The sequence below is a fragment of the Kitasatospora sp. NPDC002551 genome (assembly GCF_040296005.1).
GTDB lineage: Bacteria > Actinomycetota > Actinomycetes > Streptomycetales > Streptomycetaceae > Kitasatospora.
The window spans coordinates 41,324-59,437 of record NZ_JBEOWI010000034.1 but is presented as its reverse complement, the minus strand read 5'-3'; the positions used below and the strand labels follow the sequence as shown (position 1 = coordinate 59,437).

The window sequence follows — 18,114 nt, the reverse complement described above, 5'->3', positions numbered from 1 at the left end:
GTGGTCACCACCACGGTTCTGCCGTGTGGTCGAAGTCCCGTGCCGCGTCGAACGTGCCGGCAAGGATGCGGTTCCGGTGCTGGACCATGTCGGGCGGTGTCATCCCGTACTGGGCCCTCCAACGCTCCAGCTGGCCGTCGATGATGGCCAACGCCCTGGACGGTGCCCCTGCCCGGCACAGTGCCACGGACAGGACGACGGCGGTGTGTTCGTCCTGCGGCTCTTCGTTCCAGAGCTGTTGCAGCCCCTCGACGGCAATGGCCGGGCGCCCCAGCGCGAGCTCGGCCCGGGCGGCCTGGTGACGCAGGCTCCGGCGCATCTCGTTGAGCCCGTTGCGGGCGATGGTCAGGTACGACGTCATGGGCAGACCTGCGAGCGGCTCGCCGCGCCAGAGGGACAGGGCCCGGCGGCAGGAGGCGAGGGCGGGTTTGTAGGCGTGGCGGAGCAGGTGGTCGCGGCCTTCGGCGGCGAGTCGGCGGGCTTCCTGGAAGTCGACGGTCGCTGGGGCGGTGAGGAGCGCGTAGCTGGCCTGTTCCCGTGAATGCCCGGGATAGGAGACGAGTTCGGGGCCTCCGGCGGCCGGACGGCCCGTCTCTCGCATGGCCCTGCGGAGGTGGTGCACATGGCCCTGGATCGCGGTGATGCAACTCGCGGGACGTTCCGGCCCCCAGAGGCGGTCCTGCAGTTGGGCGACGGTGACGCTCTGTTGTTCGGCCAGCAGGAGCAGGCCGAACAGCGCACGTCGCTGGGGCGGGCCGACGGCGATCTCGGCTTCGCCGTGAAGAGCCGAAACCGGACCGAGGATCCTGAACTGATTAACGGTCACACCGGCATGGTAGCCGCACATTTATTGGCCGTTAAGCGGTATTGCAGGGTGGTCGTTTATCGGTCGTTTATCGGCTGGAAGGATCCTGTGGCAGCGGAGTGACTTGCCTAGTCCTGCCGTTCTTTGGTGCGGGGTCCTCGGGGGTGGTAGCCCGAGGATACCCGCACTCTTCTGTGCGCGCTGAAGCCTATTGCGCGGCACCCGAATTGAGCTATCGTCAGATCGCTGGACCGCGTCACTCGACCACCTCTCCTACCAAGAGGACGTTCTGAGTGTCGTTCGGCGTGGGTCCGGCTTCAGGACTAGGCACGTCACCACTGGAGTTGCTATGGGGCTGCAGATCTCTGCATTGCTCGTGGCCGGGGCGACCGCCCTGGCGTTCTTCGTGCTGGTGGGCTTCTTGGTCTGGGCTCTGCGCCACGCGCGCCGCCCGGTCATGGTGCTCACGGCCGTCACCGCCGTGCTCGGGGCCCTGCCCGCCATCCTCTACGTGATGGGGGCGATGATCACCGTTCCGCCGATTCGGTAACCGCGTGTGCCCCGTCCCGGCAGCGGCCGGGACGGGGCACGGTGGTCGGGGCGGTCTCGCGGCCTCAGAAAGTGTTGGGTAATCGGGTGATCACTCGTTCTTGAGGTCGTCGGCGAGGCGGCGGGCTGCTTCGGTCTCGATGGGGCCGCGCGGTTCGATCTCCTCGCCGACGAGGCGGGCGGCCATGAGCCGGATCATGGCGACCTTGATCATCGCTTCGGCGCGGTCTTGCGCTCGTAGTCCCGTGCCAACCGTCTGCACCGTCCCAGCCAGGAGAATGTCCGCTCGACCACCCACCGGCGGGGCAGCACCCGGAACCCTTTCACATCCGCGTTGCGCGGCACCGCCACGACCGCCAGACCCTCGTGCTCCGCGGCCCAGCCGACCAGGCCGGCATCGACGACATTGACGTAGCCGCCGTCGACCCAGACCATCCCGACCTGCGGAAACACCTCCCTGATACCGGCCAGGACCAGCTTCGCGCCCGCCCGGTCCTGCACCGAGGCCGAGTGCACCACCGCCCGCAGCACGAGCCCGCAGGTGTCCACCAGCAGGTGCCGCTTGCGCCCCCGCACACGCTTGCCCGCGTCGTAGCCGATCGCCTCGCCGCCCTGGTGACTGCGGGCCGACTGCGAATCCAGCACCGCCGCCGACGGCTGCGGGTCGCGGCCGTCCGCCACCCGAACCCGGTCGCGCAGGGCATCGTGAACCCGGTCCCAGGTCCCGTCCGCCGTCCACGCACGGAACCAGCGGTAGGCCACGTCCCACGGCGCGAGGTCGTGGGGAACCAGCCGTCACGCACAGCCACTGACCAGCACGTACAACACCGTGTCCACGACCAGCCGACGCGGAACCTTCAACGGCCGCCCCGCCCGGCGCGGATCCCGCACCGGCAGCAACGGCTCTATCACCACCCACTGAGCATCCGTCAACGACGACCCGTAGGACGGCTTGCACGCACAGATACACATGGTGGTGATCTTCGCGGACGCCTCGACCGCGAAGATCACCACCAGCGCATCACGCCAAGCAGTTGATCAATCACCCAACACTTTCTCAGGGAGAACCCTGAGGGACCCCGCCGTCCCTCAGGGTTCTCCCGGGGTCGGTGGCCATGGCGGCCCGCCGCCCGCCCGTGGTCCCATCGGAGGCAGGGGGGCGAGCCAGGAACTCCGTCGTACCAGGAGAGGCCAGGCCATCGGATGAACCACCGCACCATGCGCAGGACCAGCCGCCCCACCACCACGCCCGCGGCCGCCCGCCGCCGGCTCGCCGCCGTGCTCGCGGCCACCGCCGCGCTCACCCTCGCCGCCGTCCCGGGCCCCGCCGCCGCGGCGCCGCAGGAGGACGCCGACCCCCGACTCCAGTCGCGCTACGTCACCATGCCCGACGGCGTCCGCATCGCCGTCGACGTCTACCTCCCCGCCGGCACCGCCCCGGGCGCCGGCGCCGACCTGCCCACCGTCCTGACCGTGCAGCGCTACTGGCGCGCCCGGGCGGAGGCCGGCCGGAGCGGAGGCATCACCGAAGCCGCCCGCCGCTGGACCGCCCGCGGCTACGCTTACGTCACCGCCGACCTGCGCGGCACCGGCGCCTCCTTCGGCACCCTGACCTCCGAGCCCAGCGACGAGGCCGCCGCCGACGCCGGCCCGCTCAGCGACTGGATCGCCGCCCAGCCCTGGTCCAACGGCCGGGTCGGCACCACCGGCGATTCCTACGGCGGCGACACCGCCATGCTCACGGCCTCCCTCGGCAACCACCACATCGCCGCCGCCGCGCCGATCTCCTACGACTTCGACGCCAACGAGGACCTGGCGCGCCCCGGCGGCCTGCTCATCGAACCCCGGCTCGCCCCGTACGCGATGCTGCTGCGCATCCTCGACGGCACCGGCGGCACCACCTGCGAGACCGACGAGGAGACCCGCAGGATTTGCGACCTCGTCGGACTGCACGGCGTCACCCCCCGCCCGGTGGACGGCCCGGACGGCCCCGCCCTGCTGGCCGCCGCCCGGGCCGAGCACGCCGGCAACGTCAATCAGACCGAGATGGCGCGCGCCGGTACTCACCGCGACTACCGGGACGGGCCCAAGGCCTGGAAGGCCGGCAGCGTCGCCGAGCGCACCGAGGCCATCGAGGCGGGCGGCGTGCCGGTGTTCACCAGGGCGGGCTGGCTCGACGCGGGCACCGCCAACGGCGTGCTCTCCCAGTTCAGCGCCCTGTCCAACACCCAGGACGACTGGATCGGCCCCTGGAACCACAGCGCCACCTGGTTCGCCGACCCGTTCCGCCCGGCCCGCCCGGTCACCGCCGCCGAACGCGAGGAGAACGATCAGCGCGTCGTCGCCTTCTTCGACCACTACGTGCGCGACGGAGCCCGCCCGGACGGCCGCCGCCGGGTGCACTACTACACCTTCAACGAGGGCACCTGGCGCACCACCGACCGCTGGCCGGTGGCCGGCACCCGCACCCGCCGGCTCCACCTCGGCCAGGACCACACCCTCGACCGCCGCCGCCCGGAGCGCGCCGGAACCGACCGGCTGGTCCTCGACCCGACCGCCGGCACCGGGGAGTTCGACCGCTGGAACACCAACCTCAGCGGCGATCAGGTCAGCTACCCCGACCGCGCCGCCGTGGACGCCAAACTGCTCAGCTACACCACGGCCCCGCTGACCGAGGACACCCGGATCACCGGCAGCGCCAAGGTCACCCTCGACGTCACCGGTCTGGCCGGCTCCGAGCGGGGCGCGCTGCACGCCTACCTGGAGCACGTCGCCCCGGACGGCCGCGTCACCTACCTCACCGAAGGCCAACTCTCCCTCACCGAAAGGGCCGTGGCCGACCGGGACGACAACCCCGACTGGCGCCGGCTGCGCACGCCCCGGACCTACGCCGCCGCCGACTCCGCACCCTTCCCGCAGGGCCGCGCCCAGCGCGTGGTGATCGACCTCCAGCCGGTCTCGGCGCTGTTCCGCGCGGGCGACCGGATCCGGCTCAGCATCGCCGCCGCCAACCCCGACTCCTTCGAACTGCTCCCGGCCGACGGCCGGGCCGCCTACCTGATCGGCCACGGCGGCGGGCGGGCCTCGACACTGGACCTGCCGGTGGTCGGCTGACCCCGGCGGGCCCGGCATCCCACTCTGAAACCCCGGTGATGTTCCTGCGGATGATCCACTAGTGTGACCGCCTGGCAGCCGGGGGGCGATGGTACTCGTGCGCGGCGCGCCGCTCTCATCAGCCGTCTCTTCGACGAGGAGGCACCCGCGCGTGTACCCAGGGCTCTTCGCCCACTGGAAACTCACCAAGCCCTGACCGTGAACGACTGGACGATGGGAGCCGTGTGATCGGAGACGATCAAGCACGGTTCTGAGAGAGCCGGGGGGTGAGACTCCCCCCGGCTACTCGCTGGGATGGTCTGGGTCGACGGCGGCTACGTCAATGTCGTCGATGCCGGCCTGGTCGGCTGGGCCGCGGAGCACGAGGGTCTGGCGGTCGTGGCGGTGCCGCGCAACGCGGATGTGAAAGGGTTCCGGGTGCTGCCCCGCCGGTGGGTGGTCGAGCGGACATTCTCCTGGCTGGGACGGTGCAGACGGTTGGCACGGGACTACGAGCGCAAGACCGCGCACGCCGAAGCGATGATCAAGGTCGCCATGATCCGGCTCATGGCCGCCCGCCTCGTCGGCGAGGAGATCGAACCGGGCGGCCCCATCGAGACCGAAGCAGCCCGCCGCCTCGCCGACGACCTCAAGAACGAGTGATCACCCGATTACCCAACACTTTCTCAGGCGGCGAGGTCGGGGTGGTGGCGGCGGGTGACCTCGGGGTGGGCGCGGGTGTAGCCCTTCCACTCGTTGAAGCCGAAATCGGCGTGGAGGGGGTTGGCCGGGTCCTGGGTGACGCCGGGGGCGTGGTGGGCGAGCGGGAAGTCCAGCGGCTCGATGTGGGCGTCCAGGCGGGGGTTGTAGAAGAACGGGACGGAGAAGCGCTCGCGGGCGCCGGGCGGGCTGACCACGCGGTGGCTGGTGGCCTTGAGGTAACCGTCGGTGGCGACCTCCAGCAGTTCGCCGAGGTTGACGACGAAGGCGCCCTCCAGCGGCGGCACGTCCAGGAAGGAGCCGTCCGGGCGCTGCACCTGGAGGCCGCCGACGGTGTCCTGGAGGAGCAGGGTGATGAAGCCGTAGTCCTTGTGCGCGCCGACGCCCTGGGCGGCGCCGTCGGGTGCGGTGCCGGGGTAGCGGACCAGCTTGAGCCGCAGGTGGGGGTGGCCGGCGAAGGCGGGGTCGTAGAAGTCGGGGCGGGCGCCGATCGCGGCGAGGAGTTCGTGCAGCAGCGTGCGGGCGACCGCGCCGAGCCGGTCGATCCAGGCCAGGGCGGCGGTGCGCAGCTCCGGGAGCGCGGCGGGCCACTGGTTGGGGCCCTCCAGCCACCAGTACGGGGGCTCGCCGGGGGCGGGCACGTGCGGGGGCAGCTCGGCGCCGATGTCGAGCTGGTCGCGCCAGTCCCGGCTGCCGCCGGTGCGCTCGTCGCCGGTGCGGGTGTAGCCGCGGTAGTGCGGGGAGTGCAGGTTGGCGACGGCGAGGCGCTCGGCCTCGGGGAGGGCGAAGAAAGCCCGCATGGCGCCGGTGAGGGCGGCCGTCTCGGCCGGGGTGACCCCGTGGCCGACGAGCTGGAAGAAGCCGACGCCGGTGGCCGCGGTCCGCAGCTCGTCGTGCAGGCGGGTGCGGTCCGCCGGGCTGCCGCCGGCGAGCGAGAGGTCGATCACCGGAAGGGCGTCGACGCGGGCCCCGGCGGGGCTGGTGGACTGGTGCTGCTGCGTCATGGGTGACATCCGCTGGGTCTCGTCCCGGCCGGCTCCGGTGGTGACCGGGAACGCCGGGGACGCGCCTGGTGCGGCGGGGGTGCCCGGGGCCGGGAGGGGGACACGGCCGCTGCGGGCCGCGCTGAGGGGAGGGGTACGAGGTTCAGCCGGAGCGTCGACAGGACATGCTGGTCACGCGGAGCAGGTCCACGTGGCGGCGGCGAACGAGAAGGGGCACCCCACCAGCCTAGATCACCCGTTCGGATGGTGGCGGCGCCCCCGTTCCCCCTCCCCCTGTTTCCCCCGTTCCGCCCGGGACCCCGTCCCCCGGGCCCCGGGCCCCGGGCGGAGTCGGTCAGGCCGGCAGCGTCGCCGCGTACGCCTCGATCGCGTCCCGCTGGTAGCCGGCCAGCCCCGGCGCGATCGACTCGTAGGCGGCCCGCCACGGCTCGTTCTCCACGCAGGCCCGCCCCATCGCCCGGAAGTCCGCGGCGGAGACCGGCCGGACGGCGGTGAGCGCGCGGTACTGTCCGGCGATCTCGGCCCGCACCTCCTCGGCGTCGACCGGCAGCCCGGCCGCCATCAGCTCGGCGAGCCTGATCATCAGCGCGGTGCGCTCGCGCTGCCCGGCCTCGACCTCCTCCGGCGTCATCGCCGCCACGGCCCGCCCGGCGGCCTCGGCCAGCTCCGGGAACGCGCGCATGCCCGCCTCGTAGTCGGCGGGCCGGACCCCTTCGAAGAGGTTCTCCGGCCGGTTGATCGCGGTCATCGGCGTACCGTCCTTCCTGGATCGCTCCAGATCGGTGATCGTGCGGGCGACCGTCGCGGCCAGCTCGTCCAGGCGGTCGCGCTCGGTGAGCAGCCGGCGGTGGTGGCCGCGCAGCGCCTCCAGCTCGTCCACCTGGGTGGCCAGGACGCGGCCGATCTCGGACAGCCCCAGGCCGAGCGCCCGCAGCACGAGGATCTGCTGGAGCCGCAGCAGCTCCGGCTCCCCGTAGTAGCGGTGCCCGTTGGCGCCCGTCCGGGCGGGTGGCAGCAGCGCGATCTCGTCGTAGTGCCGCAGCGTCCGGGCCGTCACCCCGGACATCCGGGCGACCTCCTCGATCGGCCAGGCAGCCATCCCGCTCTCCCTCACGTGTCCCACCGGGCCGGTCCGTCCGGCCCTGGTCAGGACGGTAGAGGCTGCCGTTGCGGCAACCGCAAGCCCGGAAGGCGTCCGGCCTTGACCTCAAGCCGACTTGAGATTCCATCATGGTCTCCATGAACGCGACCACGAGCGCCACCACGAACGCCCTCATGAACGCCGGTTCCGCCGAGGCCGAGATCGCCGCCATCCAGCAGGTCGTCGCCACCGTGCAGCACGCGCAGGTCAACGAGCTCACCGAGGAGTTCGTCGGCCTGTTCCGGGCCGACGCGATCTGGACCACCGGCCACGGCCTGCTGCTGCGCGGGCGGGAGGAGATCGCCGAGTTCACCCGCAAGGTACTGCCCGGGACCTTCGCGGAGAGCGGCAGCACCGCCACCTACGAGGTGGTGCACGTGCTCTTCCTCCGCCCCGACGTCGCCGCCGTCAAGGTGCGCCAGCGCTACCTCGACGGCGACGGCGGGCAGATCGGGGAGGAGGGCAGCCCGCTGTACGTCATGGCGAAGGAGAACGGCCGGTGGCTGCTCACCGCCAATCAGAACACCGTTGTGCAGGGAACCTGACGCCTCTTCAACGGTCGCGCAGGTAGGTGGCGGCGGTCTCCCGGAGCCGGTCGTGCAGGCCGTCGTACGCCCGGGTGCGGCCCAGGAGGGACTTGGGCAGCTTGGCGGCCATCGTGTAGTTGGTGTCGCAGACGTTGGCCGCCGGGGCCCGGCCGGCCTGGCTGACCAGCTGGTAGGCGTCCAGCAGGTCCAGGCCGAGCAACTCGCCGCTCCAGCGGACGAGATCGTGCTGGCTGATCCGGAAGGCGTCCTCCAGCGGCCGGGCCGAGCCGGTGGAGATCAGGTACCGGTCGTTCTCCAGCCGGGGCCAGGCCGGGCCGCCGCCCTTGATGAGGTCGACCACCACGGTGGTGCGCATCGCCGTCTCGACCGCCGTCCCGCACACCTCGCCCTCGCCCTGGCGGGCGTGGCCGTCGCCGATGGCGAGCAGGCCGCCGGGCACGTTGACGCCGAAGTAGGCGGTGGTGCCGGCCCGCATCTCGGGGGTGTCGAGGTTGCCTCCGTGCGCGCCCGGGGTGATCGACATCAGGGTCTCGCCGCCCGCGGGGGCGACGCCGACCGTGCCGTGCATCGGGTCCAGCGGGAGCTCGGCGGTGAAGTCGCTGTTGCGGGCCCGGAACCGGCAGACGCCGGCCGCCGTGTCCAGCTCGTACACCCAGACCCGCTCCTCCAGCGGCGCGTGCAGCATCGCGGTGGTGTGGGTGGCGGTGAGCGCGCCGAAGTGCGGGAAGGTGCTGGAGACGCCCCAGTCGCGGGCCGGGGTGATCTCCACGAAGTGCACGGCCAGGGTGTCGCCGGGCTCGGCGCCGGCCACCGCGATCGGCCCGGTGACCGGGTTGAGGTAGGGGAACTCGCAGACCGCGCTCGGCAGGTCGGCGAAGTCGCGGACCCGGCCGCCGAAGCAGTCCTCGGTGGTCAGCTCGACCACCGTGCCGGGCCGGACGGTCACCAGCGGGGCGCGTCCGCCGAAGGTGTAGGCGTAGTCGTCGGGTGTGGGGTTGAGGGTGACGACGTCGGGCAGGCTCACGGGTTCTCCTTGCGGGCGGGTGCGGCGGGTGCGGGGTCGGGGGTGGCGTCGGTGGCCACCGCGGCCAGGTTCGGGCGGCGGCCGGAGGCCAGCAGCCCGGCCAGGACGAGCCCGCCGATCGCCAGCCAGACGAAGCCGAGCCGCTGGGCGGCGATGTCGGCGTTCACGACCACGTACGCCAGGATGGCGAAGCCGAGGACCGGGGCGATCAGATGGCGCCACCAGTCGCGGCTGCGGCGGCGGAACACGTAGTGCACCACCACGGACACGTGCAGGACGAGGAAGGTGGTCAGCGCGCCGAAGTTGACCAGCGTGGACAGCAGCGTGATGCCGTCCTCGCGCGAGGCGGTGTAGAGGCCGAGCACGAGCGAGACGCCGGCCGTCAGCAGGGTGGCGTTCACCGGGACGCGGTGGCGCGGGTGGACCTTGGCGAGGAACGCGGGCAGCTGCCGGTCGCGGGCCATCGCGAACAGCAGCCGCGAGGTGGCCGCCTGGGCGACCAGCGAGTTGGCGAAGCCCCAGGCCACGGCGGTCGCGGCGGCGGTCACCGTGGCGAGCCAGCCGCCGGCGGCGACGCGCGCCGCGTCGTAGAAGGCGGTGCCGTCCGGGTCGCCGTCGGCGACCAGCGCGTCCGGGTCCGGGACGAGCAGCGAGGCGATCCAGGTCTGCGCGATGAACAGCGAGCCGGCCAGCAGCAGCGCGGCGATCATCGAGCGGCCGATGGCCTCGGCGGAGTCCCGGTTCTCCTCGGAGAGGGTGGAGATGCCGTCGAAGCCGAGAAAGCTCAGCACCGCCACCGAGACCGCGCCGAACACCAGGCTCCAGGAGAAGGTCTGGGAGTTGTAGACCGGTGTGAAGTCGAAGCCGCGGCCCTTGCCGGAGGCCAGCGCCGCCAGGCCGAAGCCGACGAACACCAGCAGCACGACGAGTTCGCCGATCAGCATGGCCTTGTTGACCTTCGAGGTCATCTCCACGCCGAGGTAGTTGACGGCGGTGTTCAGCAGCACGAAGCCGACCAGCCACAGCCAGACCGGCACCGCCGGCACCAGCGAGTTCATCGCCACGCCGGCGATCAGGTAGAGCAGGCCGGGGACGAGCACGTAGTCCAGCAGGATCATCCAGCCGGACAGGAAGCCGACCGGCGCCGCGATGCCGCGTCCGGCGTAGGTGTACACCGAGCCGGCCATCGGGAAGGCGCGGGACATCTGCGCGTAGGAGAGCGCGGTGAACATCATCGCGACCATGCCGAGCGCGTAGGCCAGAGCGACCATGCCGCCCGAGCCCTGGAAGACGCTGCCGAAGATGCCGAAGGGGGCGATCGGCACCATGAAGACCAGGCCGTAGACCAGCAGGTCGGTGAAGCGCAGACTGCGGCGCAGTTCCTGTTCGTAGCCGTAGCTCTCGATGCCGGCGGGGGAGGCGGGTGCTTCGGACATGTGGGGGCTCTCTTCCGTGACGACCCGTGGCGGGGCGACCCGAGGTGGTGGGGAGACCCTAGAGGCAGTTATTTCCAAATGGAAGGGTATTGGGGAGTGTCGTCCACATGGCGGGCGCCCCTGCACCCCTGCACCCCTGCACCCCTGTGCCCCGCGCGCCCGTGCCCCGGCACCCCGCGCACGCCACGGGCGCGCGCTACGACAGGACCGTGAACCCCAGCCCCTCCGCCCGCGCCAGGTGCACCCCGTCGCGGGCCGGCCCCAGCGGCGCCCGCGCCCACGCCCGCCGCACCGCCGCGCCGTCCCCGCGCAGCAGCCGCGCCGCCGCCCGGCCCAGCCCGCCGTCGGCGACCAGCTCCCCGCGCGCCGCCAGCGCCGCCAGCAGGTGCAGCCCGTCGTACAACCCGACCGCGTAGGCGTCCAGCACCGGCGCGTACGGTCCGAACACCGCCCGGTGCCGCTCCGCCAGCCGCACCCGCCGCTCCTCCGGGAGGGAGGCGAACGAGGGCATCGCGGCGTACAGCGTGCCGGTGCCGTCCCCGCCGTACGCCAGCAGGCTGTTCTCCTCCAGCGCGCCGGACAGCCGCACCAGCCGGCGGTCCAGTCCGCTGCGCCGCAGCGCCCGCTTGAACCGCACCAGGTCGGCGCCGATCAGGCTCAGCAGCAGCGCGTCCGCCCGCTCCGCGCGCAGCGCGTCCAGCAGCGGCTCCAGCGCCCGCTCCGCCGTCCCGAACGGCAGGTACCGCTCCAGCACCACCCGCGCCCCGGCCCGGACCACCGCCGCCCCGGCCGCGCGGTGCACGGAGTGCGGCCAGATGTAGTCGTTGCCGACCAGCGCCCACCGCCGCAGCCGGTGCCGCTCGGTGAGCCGCTCCACCACCCCCTCCAGCTGGCGCGCCGGGGTCGCCCCGGTGCAGAGCACTCCCGGCAGCCGGTTGCCGCCCTCGTGCGGCGGCGTGAACACGTACGCGGTCCGCCCGGTGGTCACCGCCTCCACGGCCCGGTGCACGTCGCTGGAGTGACAGCCGGCCACCGCGTCCACCGCCCCGGCGTCCAGCAGCAGCGCCACCTCCCGGGCCACCGCCGCCGGGGCGCCGCCGCCGTCCACCAGTACCAGCTCCAGCGGCAGCCCGCGCACGCCGCCGCCCGCGTTCACCTCGTGCGCGGCCAGCAGGGCGCCGTCCAGCGCCGACGGCCCGGTGAGGCCGAGCGGCCCGGACTGCGGCACGACCAGGCCCACCCGCAGCGCGGGCGCCTCCCGGGGGAGGAACCGCGCGTCGAGCGGCTCCAGCAGCTTCACGTCGGCGCTCATCGCTTGCGAGTATCGTCATGGCAGCCGATCCGGCCAAACGAGGGCGGAACGACCGGAACCACCGGGACCACTGACGGGGAAACGAGACACGGCCATGACACCACCAGCCACCACCGCCCCGGACGCCGTCGCCACCGACCAGCCCCTGCTGATCGAGCTCCTCACCGTCGCCCAGCGCCGCCTCGCCCGTGACCTCGCCGCCCGCCTGGAGGCCGAGGGCTGCACCCTGGACCAGTGGCGCGTCATGCGCGCGCTCACCGAGGGCACCGGCCGCTCGATGGGCGACCTCGCGCAGGCCCTGCTCATCCCGCAGGCCAGCCTCAGCCGCATCGTCGACGCCCTCACCGAGGCCGGCTGGGTCTACCGCCGCCAGGACGAGCAGGACCGCCGCCGCGTCACCGCCCACCTCTCCCGGCTCGGCCACACCCGCCTCGCCCGCCTCGACGCCCTGGCCGCCGCCCACGACGCCGCCGTCCGCACCGCGTGCGGCAGCCACGACCCCGGCCCGCTGCTGCGCCACCTCACCGGGGTGTAGCTCCCGCCCCGGGAGCGCCGGGGGGCCGCCACCGGTGGTGACCGGTGACGGGCCCCCGGGGCCGCGGCGTCAGTCCACCGTGCGGCCCGCCCGCGCGGAGTCCATGAACACCTGATCGGTCGGGCCGCCCGGTCCGACCAGGACGAGGAACAGGCTCCCGTTGGGCGTCTCGGTGTCGACGTACTCCTCGTACGCCACCGCCGGGTCGAAGGTCCACCCCAGTTCGTCGGTCCGCGACGTGAGGATCGGGGGGAGTCCGGCGTCGTTGGTCTCCCTCTCCCGCCCCGGCGTCCAGTGCAGCGGGCGGGCGACGTCCGCCCGCTGTGCCTTGAGGAAGTCCTGGACACAGTCGTGCGGCGCCCGGAACCTCAGGGCGAGCCTCTCCTCCCCCCGCCTCGCCGTGCCCGCGAACCGGAGGTCCTCGACCCGGCAGTCCGGAAGCACGAGCCCGAAGGCGTTCAGCACGGGTTCCAGCTTCCTGGCACCGGGACTTCCCGGGGGTGCCGGCTGGTCGGCGCCGGTCGATGAACAGCCCCCGAGCACCGCCACGGCGAGTACGGCCACCGCGGCGCCCGCGAGCGCGCGCCGCACCGCCCGCCGAACCCCGTCCGGCCCCGCCCCGGCCGGGCGCACGGCCGCTCCTCGGCCCGGCGCCCGCCCCCACCTGCTCTTCTCCTGCCGCATGCCACCTCGATGTCGCCCGGCCGGCGCGCGATCCGCGCCGGCTCCGGGGCGGGTGATCCGCCCTGTGCGCCTTCGCACGACTGCGTATACGAAGGAATGGGGGTGGCCGGTTGCACCTCAGCCGCGGTCGCGGCCCCCGTCCGCGGCCGCCGGGGGGTGCGGGAACGGGCAGCCGCCGGAGGAGGGCCGGGCGCCGTCCTTCTCCTCGAAGGTGCCCAGGTCGCTGATCCGATAGCCGTACGGGTACCCGGGGTAGCTGCGCACCTGCCAGCCGTCCCGTCCCAGGTGCGGCCGCCGGCGCGGGGGCAGCAGCCGCACGAAGCGCCCGCGCATCCGCATCCCCGCGCGCACGGCGTGCCGCAGCGCGGCCGGCGGGGCCGGGTAGCCGAAGGCCTCGCGCAGCGGGTCGTCGAGCAGGCAGACCGAGGAGAACCGCATCGACGGCCGCAGCGGCACCGGGTACCAGGAGGCCATCAGGCCGAGCGTGGCGTCGGAGACCGCCCGGCTGCCCGGGTCGAAGGCGAAGTGCTCGCGCTCGTAGTCGTCGAGCAGCCGCTCGAACTCCTCGTAGGTCTCCGGGATTCCGCCGATGCCCATGTGCCGGCCCAGCTCGCGGTAGTAGTTGACGCCCGCCCGGATCTCGTGCGGGGAGAGGCGGCGCCAGCCGTAGTCGTCCATCCAGCGCTTGGGTGTCACCACGAAGGTGGCGAGCACGTACCGGAAGTCGTCGTTCGGGATGTCGTACCGGCGGTGCATCTGGTTCATCCGGCGGATCGCCTCGCGCCCCCGGGAGGAGTCGAAGCCGTGCTCGACCACCGCCTCCAGGATCAGCAGGGTGTCGTCGTAGCGCTTCTGCGTGCGCCGGGTGAACTCGCCGGTCCGCGCCAGCAGCCGGCCGATGCTCGGGACGGCGTAGGTGCGGTAGAGCGCGAAGCCGAGCGACTGGGTGTAGTCCCAGGGGAACTCGTACCAACTGCTGATCCGGTAGATCTCGGTGAACTCGGTCTCCGGGTCCATGCGCTGAATCTTCTTCAGCCAGTCGTATCGCTGCACGGATCCCGACCCTAGGGGCCTGTTCAGCGCCCGGTCAACGGCCTCGCTCCCGGGAGCCGGGCGGGGGAGCCGCTACCGTCTCCTCCCGGAATCCCGCCCGCCGGGATGCCGAAGGGATGTCGAGAACGCGCGGCGAGCTCCGACCCTCCGGTGAGAGCCCGCGGACGAACGAGGAGCGGAACGATGAAGTACATGCTGCTGATGCAGTTCAGCGCGAAGGACGTCGACGTCCCGAAGGTCGAGGAGTGGCCGGTCGAGGACGTCCGGATCCACGTGCGGTACATGCGGGACCTGAACGCCGAGCTCACCGCGACCGGCGAACTCGTCGACGCCCAGGGCCTGGACCGGCCGGACACCGCCCGGATCGTGCGCTCGCACGGCGACGGCGCGCCGGTGGTCTCCGACGGCCCGTTCGCGGAGACCAAGGAGTGGCTGGCCGGCTGGTGGATCGTCGACTGCGACGGCGAGCCGCGCGCCGTCGAGATCGCGGCCAGGGTCTCCGCCGCCCCCGGCCCGCGGGGCGGGCCGCTCGACATGCCGGTCGAGGTGCGCCGGATCATGTCCGAGTCGCCCGTCGAGGTCTGAGGGCACCCGCGGCCCGCGGCGGACCCGCCCGCCGCGGGCCGTCGGCTGTCCGCCGACAGCGATCGGCCGACTGCGTCCGGCGCCGGTGGGCAGGTACGCGGTCATGACCGCCTCCTCCATCAGCCCCACCGGTCCCACCGGCCCCGCCCTCCCGGACTTCTCCGGCGATGTGGCCGCCTTCTACGCCGAGTACCGCCGCGGCTACCCGCCCGCCGTCCTCGACGCCCTCGACCGCACCTTCGGCCTGGACGCCCACTCCGGCATCGGCGACCTCGCGCTCGACCTGGGCTGCGGCACCGGCCGGCTCGCCCTCCCGCTCGCCGCCCGAGTCCGGAGCGTCATCGGCATGGACCCGGAACCGGACATGCTCCGCCAGGCCCGCGCCGCCGCCGACCGGGCGGGTGTGCGCAACGCCCTGTGGCTGCTCGGCACCGACACCGACGTCCCCGCCCTCGCGGCCCTGCTGCCCGGCGACCGGCCGCTCGGCGTCACCGTGATCGGCAACGCCCTGCACTGGATGCGGCCCGCGGAGCTGTTCGGCGCCCTGCACCCGCTCACCCGCCCGGGCGGCGGCGTCGCCGTGATCGCCAACGGCGCGCCGGTCTGGGCCCAGGACACCGACTGGTCGCGCGCCCTGCGCGCCGCGCTGGAGGAGCACTTCGGCCGCCCGGTCACCGCCTCCTGCGGCACCGACACCGCCGAGCGCGAGCGCTACGCCGCCGCGCTGACCGCCGCCGGCTTCACGGACGTGCGGGAGACGGTGATCGCGTACGAGGACGCCCTGACCGCCGATCAGCTCCTGGGCACCCTCTACTCCGCCATCCCCGCCCCCTCCCTCCCCGCCGAGGCCGAGCGACCGGCCTTCGCCGCCCGCCTGCGCGCCGCCCTCCCCGCCCCGCCCACCCCCGCCGGCTACCCGGAACACGTCCGGATCTCCCTCCTCACCGGCCGGCGGTAGCCCGGGCGCCGGTCCGGCTCACCCGGGCAGCGCGGCGGCCTCGCCGACCGCGCGGAAGAGCTGGACCGGCAGCTCCGGATCGGCCCGTCCCACCGCGCGGGCAGGCCACCGGGGTGCCCCCACGGCGCGGTCAGGGCCGCCGCCGCCCGGGCGAGCGCGTCGGGGAGGTCCAGGCCGCCGGCCCCGGCAGGCGGCTCGGACAGCGCCTCCCGCGCTCACCGGCGCCGGCTCAGGCGAGCTCGTAGGCGAAGGTGTAGGGGACGGGCGACTCGCCGGGGCGGTAGAGGTAGCTGCCGGTGCCGCGCAGGCCGGTGAGGGCGCCGGTGGCGGTGCCGGGGACCACCTCGAAGGTGCAGCGGACGGTGCCGTCCTCCTCGAAGGTGCCGCGCTCCTCCACCGTGAAGCCGCCGGCGCGGCCGTCCAGCCGGCCGGTGAGCTGCTGGAGGCCGGTGAAGGTGCCGGTCTTCTCGGTGGCGTAGACGAAGACGTACTCGCAGACGGTCGCCGCCGCCTCGATGCCGCCGGTGAAGGCGTTGACGACGGAGGCCCGGGCCAGCCGGGGCAGGGTCTGCGTCGGCCCGATCGCGGTCTCCGCCCAGTCGGCGTAGCCGAAGCTGCCGGTGACGGTGGTGGAAGTGCTCATGGTCGTCCTTCGGATGGTGCTCGGGGCGGCGGGCGGCGGATGTGCCGCGCGCTCGGTGATCACCCTGCCGCCCGTACCTGACACCTTCTGTCAGGTACGGGCGGCAGAATGGGGGCATGCGCGCCGACCGGCTCCTCGCCCTGCTGCTCCTGCTCCAGAACCGCGGCCGGATGACGGCCGGCGAGCTCGCCGCCGAGCTGGAGGTGTCGGTCCGCACCGTCTACCGGGACGTCGAGGCGCTGGCGGCGTCCGGTGTCCCGGTGACCGCCGACCGCGGGCCCGAGGGCGGCTACCGGCTGATGGACGGCTACCGGACCAGGCTCACCGGGCTCACCGACGCCGAGGCCGACGCGCTGTTCCTCACCGGCGCCCCCGGGCCGGCCCGCGACCTCGGCCTCGGCGCCGTGCTGACCACCGCGCAGCTCAAGCTCCAGGCGGCGCTGCCCGCCGAACTCGCCGACCGCACCCGCCGCGTCCAGGACCGCTTCCACCTGGACGCCCCGGCCTGGTTCCGCGACGCCGACCCGGTCGCCCACCTGGCCCCGGTCGCCCGGGCGGTCTGGGAGCAGCGGGTGCTGGGCGTGCACTACCGCCGCTGGCGCGGCGAGGTGCACCGGGAGCTGCACCCGCTGGGCCTCGTGCTCAAGGGCGGCATCTGGTACCTGGTCGCGCGGGCCGCCGGTGGGTCCGACGACGCCGCCGTCCGCACCTACCGGGTCTCCCGGCTGCTCGCCGTCGAGGTCGCCGACCGCACCTTCGAGCGCCCCGCCGGCTTCGACCTGGCCGCCCACTGGACGGAGACCGCCCGCCGGCTGACCGCCGCCCTCCACCGGCAGACCGCCCGGCTGCGGATCTCCCCGCAGGCCCGCAGGCTGCTGCCGATGCAGTTCGGCGCCGCCGGCGCCCGGGCCCTGGACACCGCGGGCCCGCCCGACGCCGACGGCTGGGTGGAGGTGGACCTCGCCGTCGAGAGCACGCCGGTGGCCGTCGGTGACCTGCTGCGGCTGGGGCCGGAGGCCGTCGTGCTCGGCCCGCCCGGCCTGCGCGCGGCCGTCGCGGACGCCGCCACCGCCGTCGCCCGCCGCTACGCCTGAACCGGCGCCCGCCTCCCCGCCGGCTCCCCGGCCCGCGCCCGGGCGGCCTCCCGGGCGGCGCGCTCCACGCGGTCCCGGTGCCCGGCCCACCAGGCCGCGTCGCCGGGAGCCGTGTTCTCCCCGCCCCGCCGCTGGCCGGTCGCGCCGTCGACGAGCTCGCGGACGATGTCGGCGTGACCGGCGTGCCGCTGGGTCTCGGCGGTCATGTGGGCGAGGCCGTGGTGCAGCGTCACCTCGGCGCGCCGGCCCCAGGGCACCCGGCCGACCGCGTCCAGCGGCAGTGCGGCGATCGTCGCGTCGGCGTGCGCGCAGGCCGCGCGGTACCGCTCGACGATCTCCTCCCGGCTCTCCTCCGGGGTCGCCCAGAAGTCGGAGTTCGGCTCGGCGTCCCCGACGATCCACGGCCGCGGCGCGTCGAACGGCCGCCCGAAGGTCTCCCCGAAGTACAGGGCCTCCGCCGCCGTCGCGTGCTTGACCAGCCCCAGCAGATTGGTCCCGGTCGGCGTCAGCGGCCGGCGGACGTCGTACTCGGACAGTCCTTCGAGCTTCCACAGCAGGGCGTCCCGGGCGTCCTGCAGATAGGTGAGCAGGTCCTTCTTGAACGCTTCCAGCGTCTCCTCGGTCATGCCGGCCAGTCTGCCGCCGCGGTTCCCGTCCTTCACCGGGTTTTCCCGGCGCGGGAGTTCGCGGGAGTCAGGGCCCGCCCACGGGCGGCAGGCCGTGCCCGCCGAAGACCTTCCTCGTGACGGAGGCGGCGTTCGGGGCCCCGGGAAGCCGCGGTGGTCGCCGCTGCCGGTGCTCACGGGGGTGTCTCCCCTCCCGGTCGTCCGTTCCGCCGAGGCCGTTCGCCGGGGGTGACTCGAAGTCAAGCATCGCCGCCGGAGCCGCTCCGTCCGATCTGAGCAGGGGGAATGCCGATGGTTATCATGC

At 73.8% G+C, this 18,114-nt stretch carries 18 protein-coding genes and 2 pseudogenes; 8 read left to right on the top strand and 12 right to left on the bottom strand.

Annotation, left to right across the window (positions count from 1 at the left end):
* Window positions 1–4: 4 nt before the first annotated feature.
* The gene (locus ABT093_RS26010) at window positions 5–826 is read right to left on the bottom strand and encodes an AfsR/SARP family transcriptional regulator (RefSeq protein ID WP_350568601.1); all 822 of its coding nucleotides are present in this window, start codon (window positions 824–826) and stop codon (window positions 5–7) included.
* A 328-nt stretch (window positions 827–1,154) separates the two neighbouring features.
* Here ABT093_RS26010 and ABT093_RS26005 point away from each other — a divergent pair, with 328 nt between their 5' ends.
* Window positions 1,155–1,355: a hypothetical protein gene (locus ABT093_RS26005; protein ID WP_350568600.1), complete on the top strand. Its 201-nt coding sequence runs from the start codon at window positions 1,155–1,157 to the stop codon at window positions 1,353–1,355.
* A 233-nt stretch (window positions 1,356–1,588) separates the two neighbouring features.
* Here the strand turns inward: ABT093_RS26005 and ABT093_RS41035 are convergent.
* Window positions 1,589–2,146, bottom strand: a pseudogene (locus ABT093_RS41035) (IS5 family transposase); the annotation flags it as partial.
* 3 nt (window positions 2,147–2,149) lie between these two features.
* Entirely contained in the window at window positions 2,150–2,368 is a 219-nt protein-coding gene (locus ABT093_RS41030) for a transposase (RefSeq protein WP_502884318.1), read from the bottom strand.
* A gap of 204 nt (window positions 2,369–2,572) precedes the next feature.
* Here ABT093_RS41030 and ABT093_RS25995 point away from each other — a divergent pair, with 204 nt between their 5' ends.
* Both ABT093_RS25995 and ABT093_RS25990 read left to right on the top strand, forming a co-directional pair.
* The gene (locus ABT093_RS25995; RefSeq protein ID WP_350568599.1) at window positions 2,573–4,468 is read left to right on the top strand and encodes a CocE/NonD family hydrolase; all 1,896 of its coding nucleotides are present in this window, start codon (window positions 2,573–2,575) and stop codon (window positions 4,466–4,468) included.
* Window positions 4,469–4,867: 399 nt separating this feature from the next.
* Window positions 4,868–5,029, top strand: a pseudogene (locus ABT093_RS25990) (transposase); the annotation flags it as partial.
* A 104-nt stretch (window positions 5,030–5,133) separates the two neighbouring features.
* Here ABT093_RS25990 and ABT093_RS25985 read toward each other — a convergent pair.
* Both ABT093_RS25985 and ABT093_RS25980 read right to left on the bottom strand, forming a co-directional pair.
* Window positions 5,134–6,180: an isopenicillin N synthase family dioxygenase gene (locus tag ABT093_RS25985; protein WP_502884317.1), complete on the bottom strand. Its 1,047-nt coding sequence runs from the start codon at window positions 6,178–6,180 to the stop codon at window positions 5,134–5,136.
* A 325-nt stretch (window positions 6,181–6,505) separates the two neighbouring features.
* On the bottom strand, window positions 6,506–7,270 hold the full coding sequence (locus tag ABT093_RS25980) for a MerR family transcriptional regulator (protein WP_350568597.1): 765 nt from the start codon (window positions 7,268–7,270) through the stop codon (window positions 6,506–6,508).
* 140 nt (window positions 7,271–7,410) lie between these two features.
* Here ABT093_RS25980 and ABT093_RS25975 point away from each other — a divergent pair, with 140 nt between their 5' ends.
* Window positions 7,411–7,857, top strand: a complete 447-nt coding sequence (locus ABT093_RS25975; RefSeq protein ID WP_350568596.1) for an SgcJ/EcaC family oxidoreductase — start codon at window positions 7,411–7,413, stop codon at window positions 7,855–7,857.
* A 7-nt stretch (window positions 7,858–7,864) separates the two neighbouring features.
* Here ABT093_RS25975 and ABT093_RS25970 read toward each other — a convergent pair whose 3' ends face one another.
* The 3 genes from ABT093_RS25970 to ABT093_RS25960 form a co-directional block, all read right to left on the bottom strand.
* Window positions 7,865–8,884: an acetamidase/formamidase family protein gene (locus ABT093_RS25970; RefSeq protein ID WP_350568595.1), complete on the bottom strand. Its 1,020-nt coding sequence runs from the start codon at window positions 8,882–8,884 to the stop codon at window positions 7,865–7,867.
* On the bottom strand, window positions 8,881–10,320 hold the full coding sequence (locus ABT093_RS25965; RefSeq protein WP_350568593.1) for an APC family permease: 1,440 nt from the start codon (window positions 10,318–10,320) through the stop codon (window positions 8,881–8,883). Before ABT093_RS25965 ends, ABT093_RS25970 begins: the two co-directional genes overlap by 4 nt.
* Window positions 10,321–10,516: 196 nt before the next feature.
* Window positions 10,517–11,632 (bottom strand): ABC transporter substrate-binding protein, encoded by a 1,116-nt coding sequence (locus tag ABT093_RS25960; protein ID WP_350568592.1) that lies wholly within the window; start codon window positions 11,630–11,632, stop codon window positions 10,517–10,519.
* Between the two features lie 94 nt (window positions 11,633–11,726).
* Here ABT093_RS25960 and ABT093_RS25955 point away from each other — a divergent pair, with 94 nt between their 5' ends.
* Complete coding sequence (locus tag ABT093_RS25955; RefSeq protein WP_350568590.1) at window positions 11,727–12,167, top strand: MarR family winged helix-turn-helix transcriptional regulator; 441 nt, start codon at window positions 11,727–11,729, stop codon at window positions 12,165–12,167.
* Between the two features lie 69 nt (window positions 12,168–12,236).
* Here the strand turns inward: ABT093_RS25955 and ABT093_RS25950 are convergent, their stop codons facing one another.
* Together ABT093_RS25950 and ABT093_RS25945 are read right to left on the bottom strand one after the other, a co-directional pair.
* Window positions 12,237–12,800 carry a hypothetical protein gene (locus tag ABT093_RS25950; RefSeq protein ID WP_350568588.1) on the bottom strand — a complete coding sequence of 188 codons (564 nt, stop codon included), beginning with the start codon at window positions 12,798–12,800 and terminating at the stop codon, window positions 12,237–12,239.
* 168 nt (window positions 12,801–12,968) lie between these two features.
* The gene (locus ABT093_RS25945) at window positions 12,969–13,904 is read right to left on the bottom strand and encodes an oxygenase MpaB family protein (protein ID WP_350568587.1); all 936 of its coding nucleotides are present in this window, start codon (window positions 13,902–13,904) and stop codon (window positions 12,969–12,971) included.
* A gap of 183 nt (window positions 13,905–14,087) precedes the next feature.
* On the opposite strand from ABT093_RS25945, the gene ABT093_RS25940 reads away from it, so the two are divergent.
* Entirely contained in the window at window positions 14,088–14,489 is a 402-nt protein-coding gene (locus ABT093_RS25940) for a YciI family protein (RefSeq protein WP_350568586.1), read from the top strand.
* Window positions 14,490–14,592: 103 nt separating this feature from the next.
* The gene (locus ABT093_RS25935) at window positions 14,593–15,447 is read left to right on the top strand and encodes a class I SAM-dependent methyltransferase (protein WP_350568584.1); all 855 of its coding nucleotides are present in this window, start codon (window positions 14,593–14,595) and stop codon (window positions 15,445–15,447) included.
* Window positions 15,448–15,676: 229 nt separating this feature from the next.
* Here ABT093_RS25935 and ABT093_RS25930 read toward each other — a convergent pair whose 3' ends face one another.
* Window positions 15,677–16,090 (bottom strand): DUF3224 domain-containing protein, encoded by a 414-nt coding sequence (locus ABT093_RS25930; protein ID WP_350568583.1) that lies wholly within the window; start codon window positions 16,088–16,090, stop codon window positions 15,677–15,679.
* 116 nt (window positions 16,091–16,206) lie between these two features.
* Between ABT093_RS25930 and ABT093_RS25925 the strand changes: the two genes are divergently transcribed.
* Window positions 16,207–17,184, top strand: a complete 978-nt coding sequence (locus tag ABT093_RS25925) for a helix-turn-helix transcriptional regulator (RefSeq protein ID WP_350568582.1) — start codon at window positions 16,207–16,209, stop codon at window positions 17,182–17,184.
* Here ABT093_RS25925 and ABT093_RS25920 read toward each other — a convergent pair.
* Window positions 17,175–17,810 (bottom strand): DinB family protein, encoded by a 636-nt coding sequence (locus ABT093_RS25920; protein ID WP_350568581.1) that lies wholly within the window; start codon window positions 17,808–17,810, stop codon window positions 17,175–17,177. The two genes, ABT093_RS25925 and ABT093_RS25920, sit on opposite strands and share 10 nt — an antisense overlap.
* Window positions 17,811–18,114 lie beyond the last annotated feature (304 nt).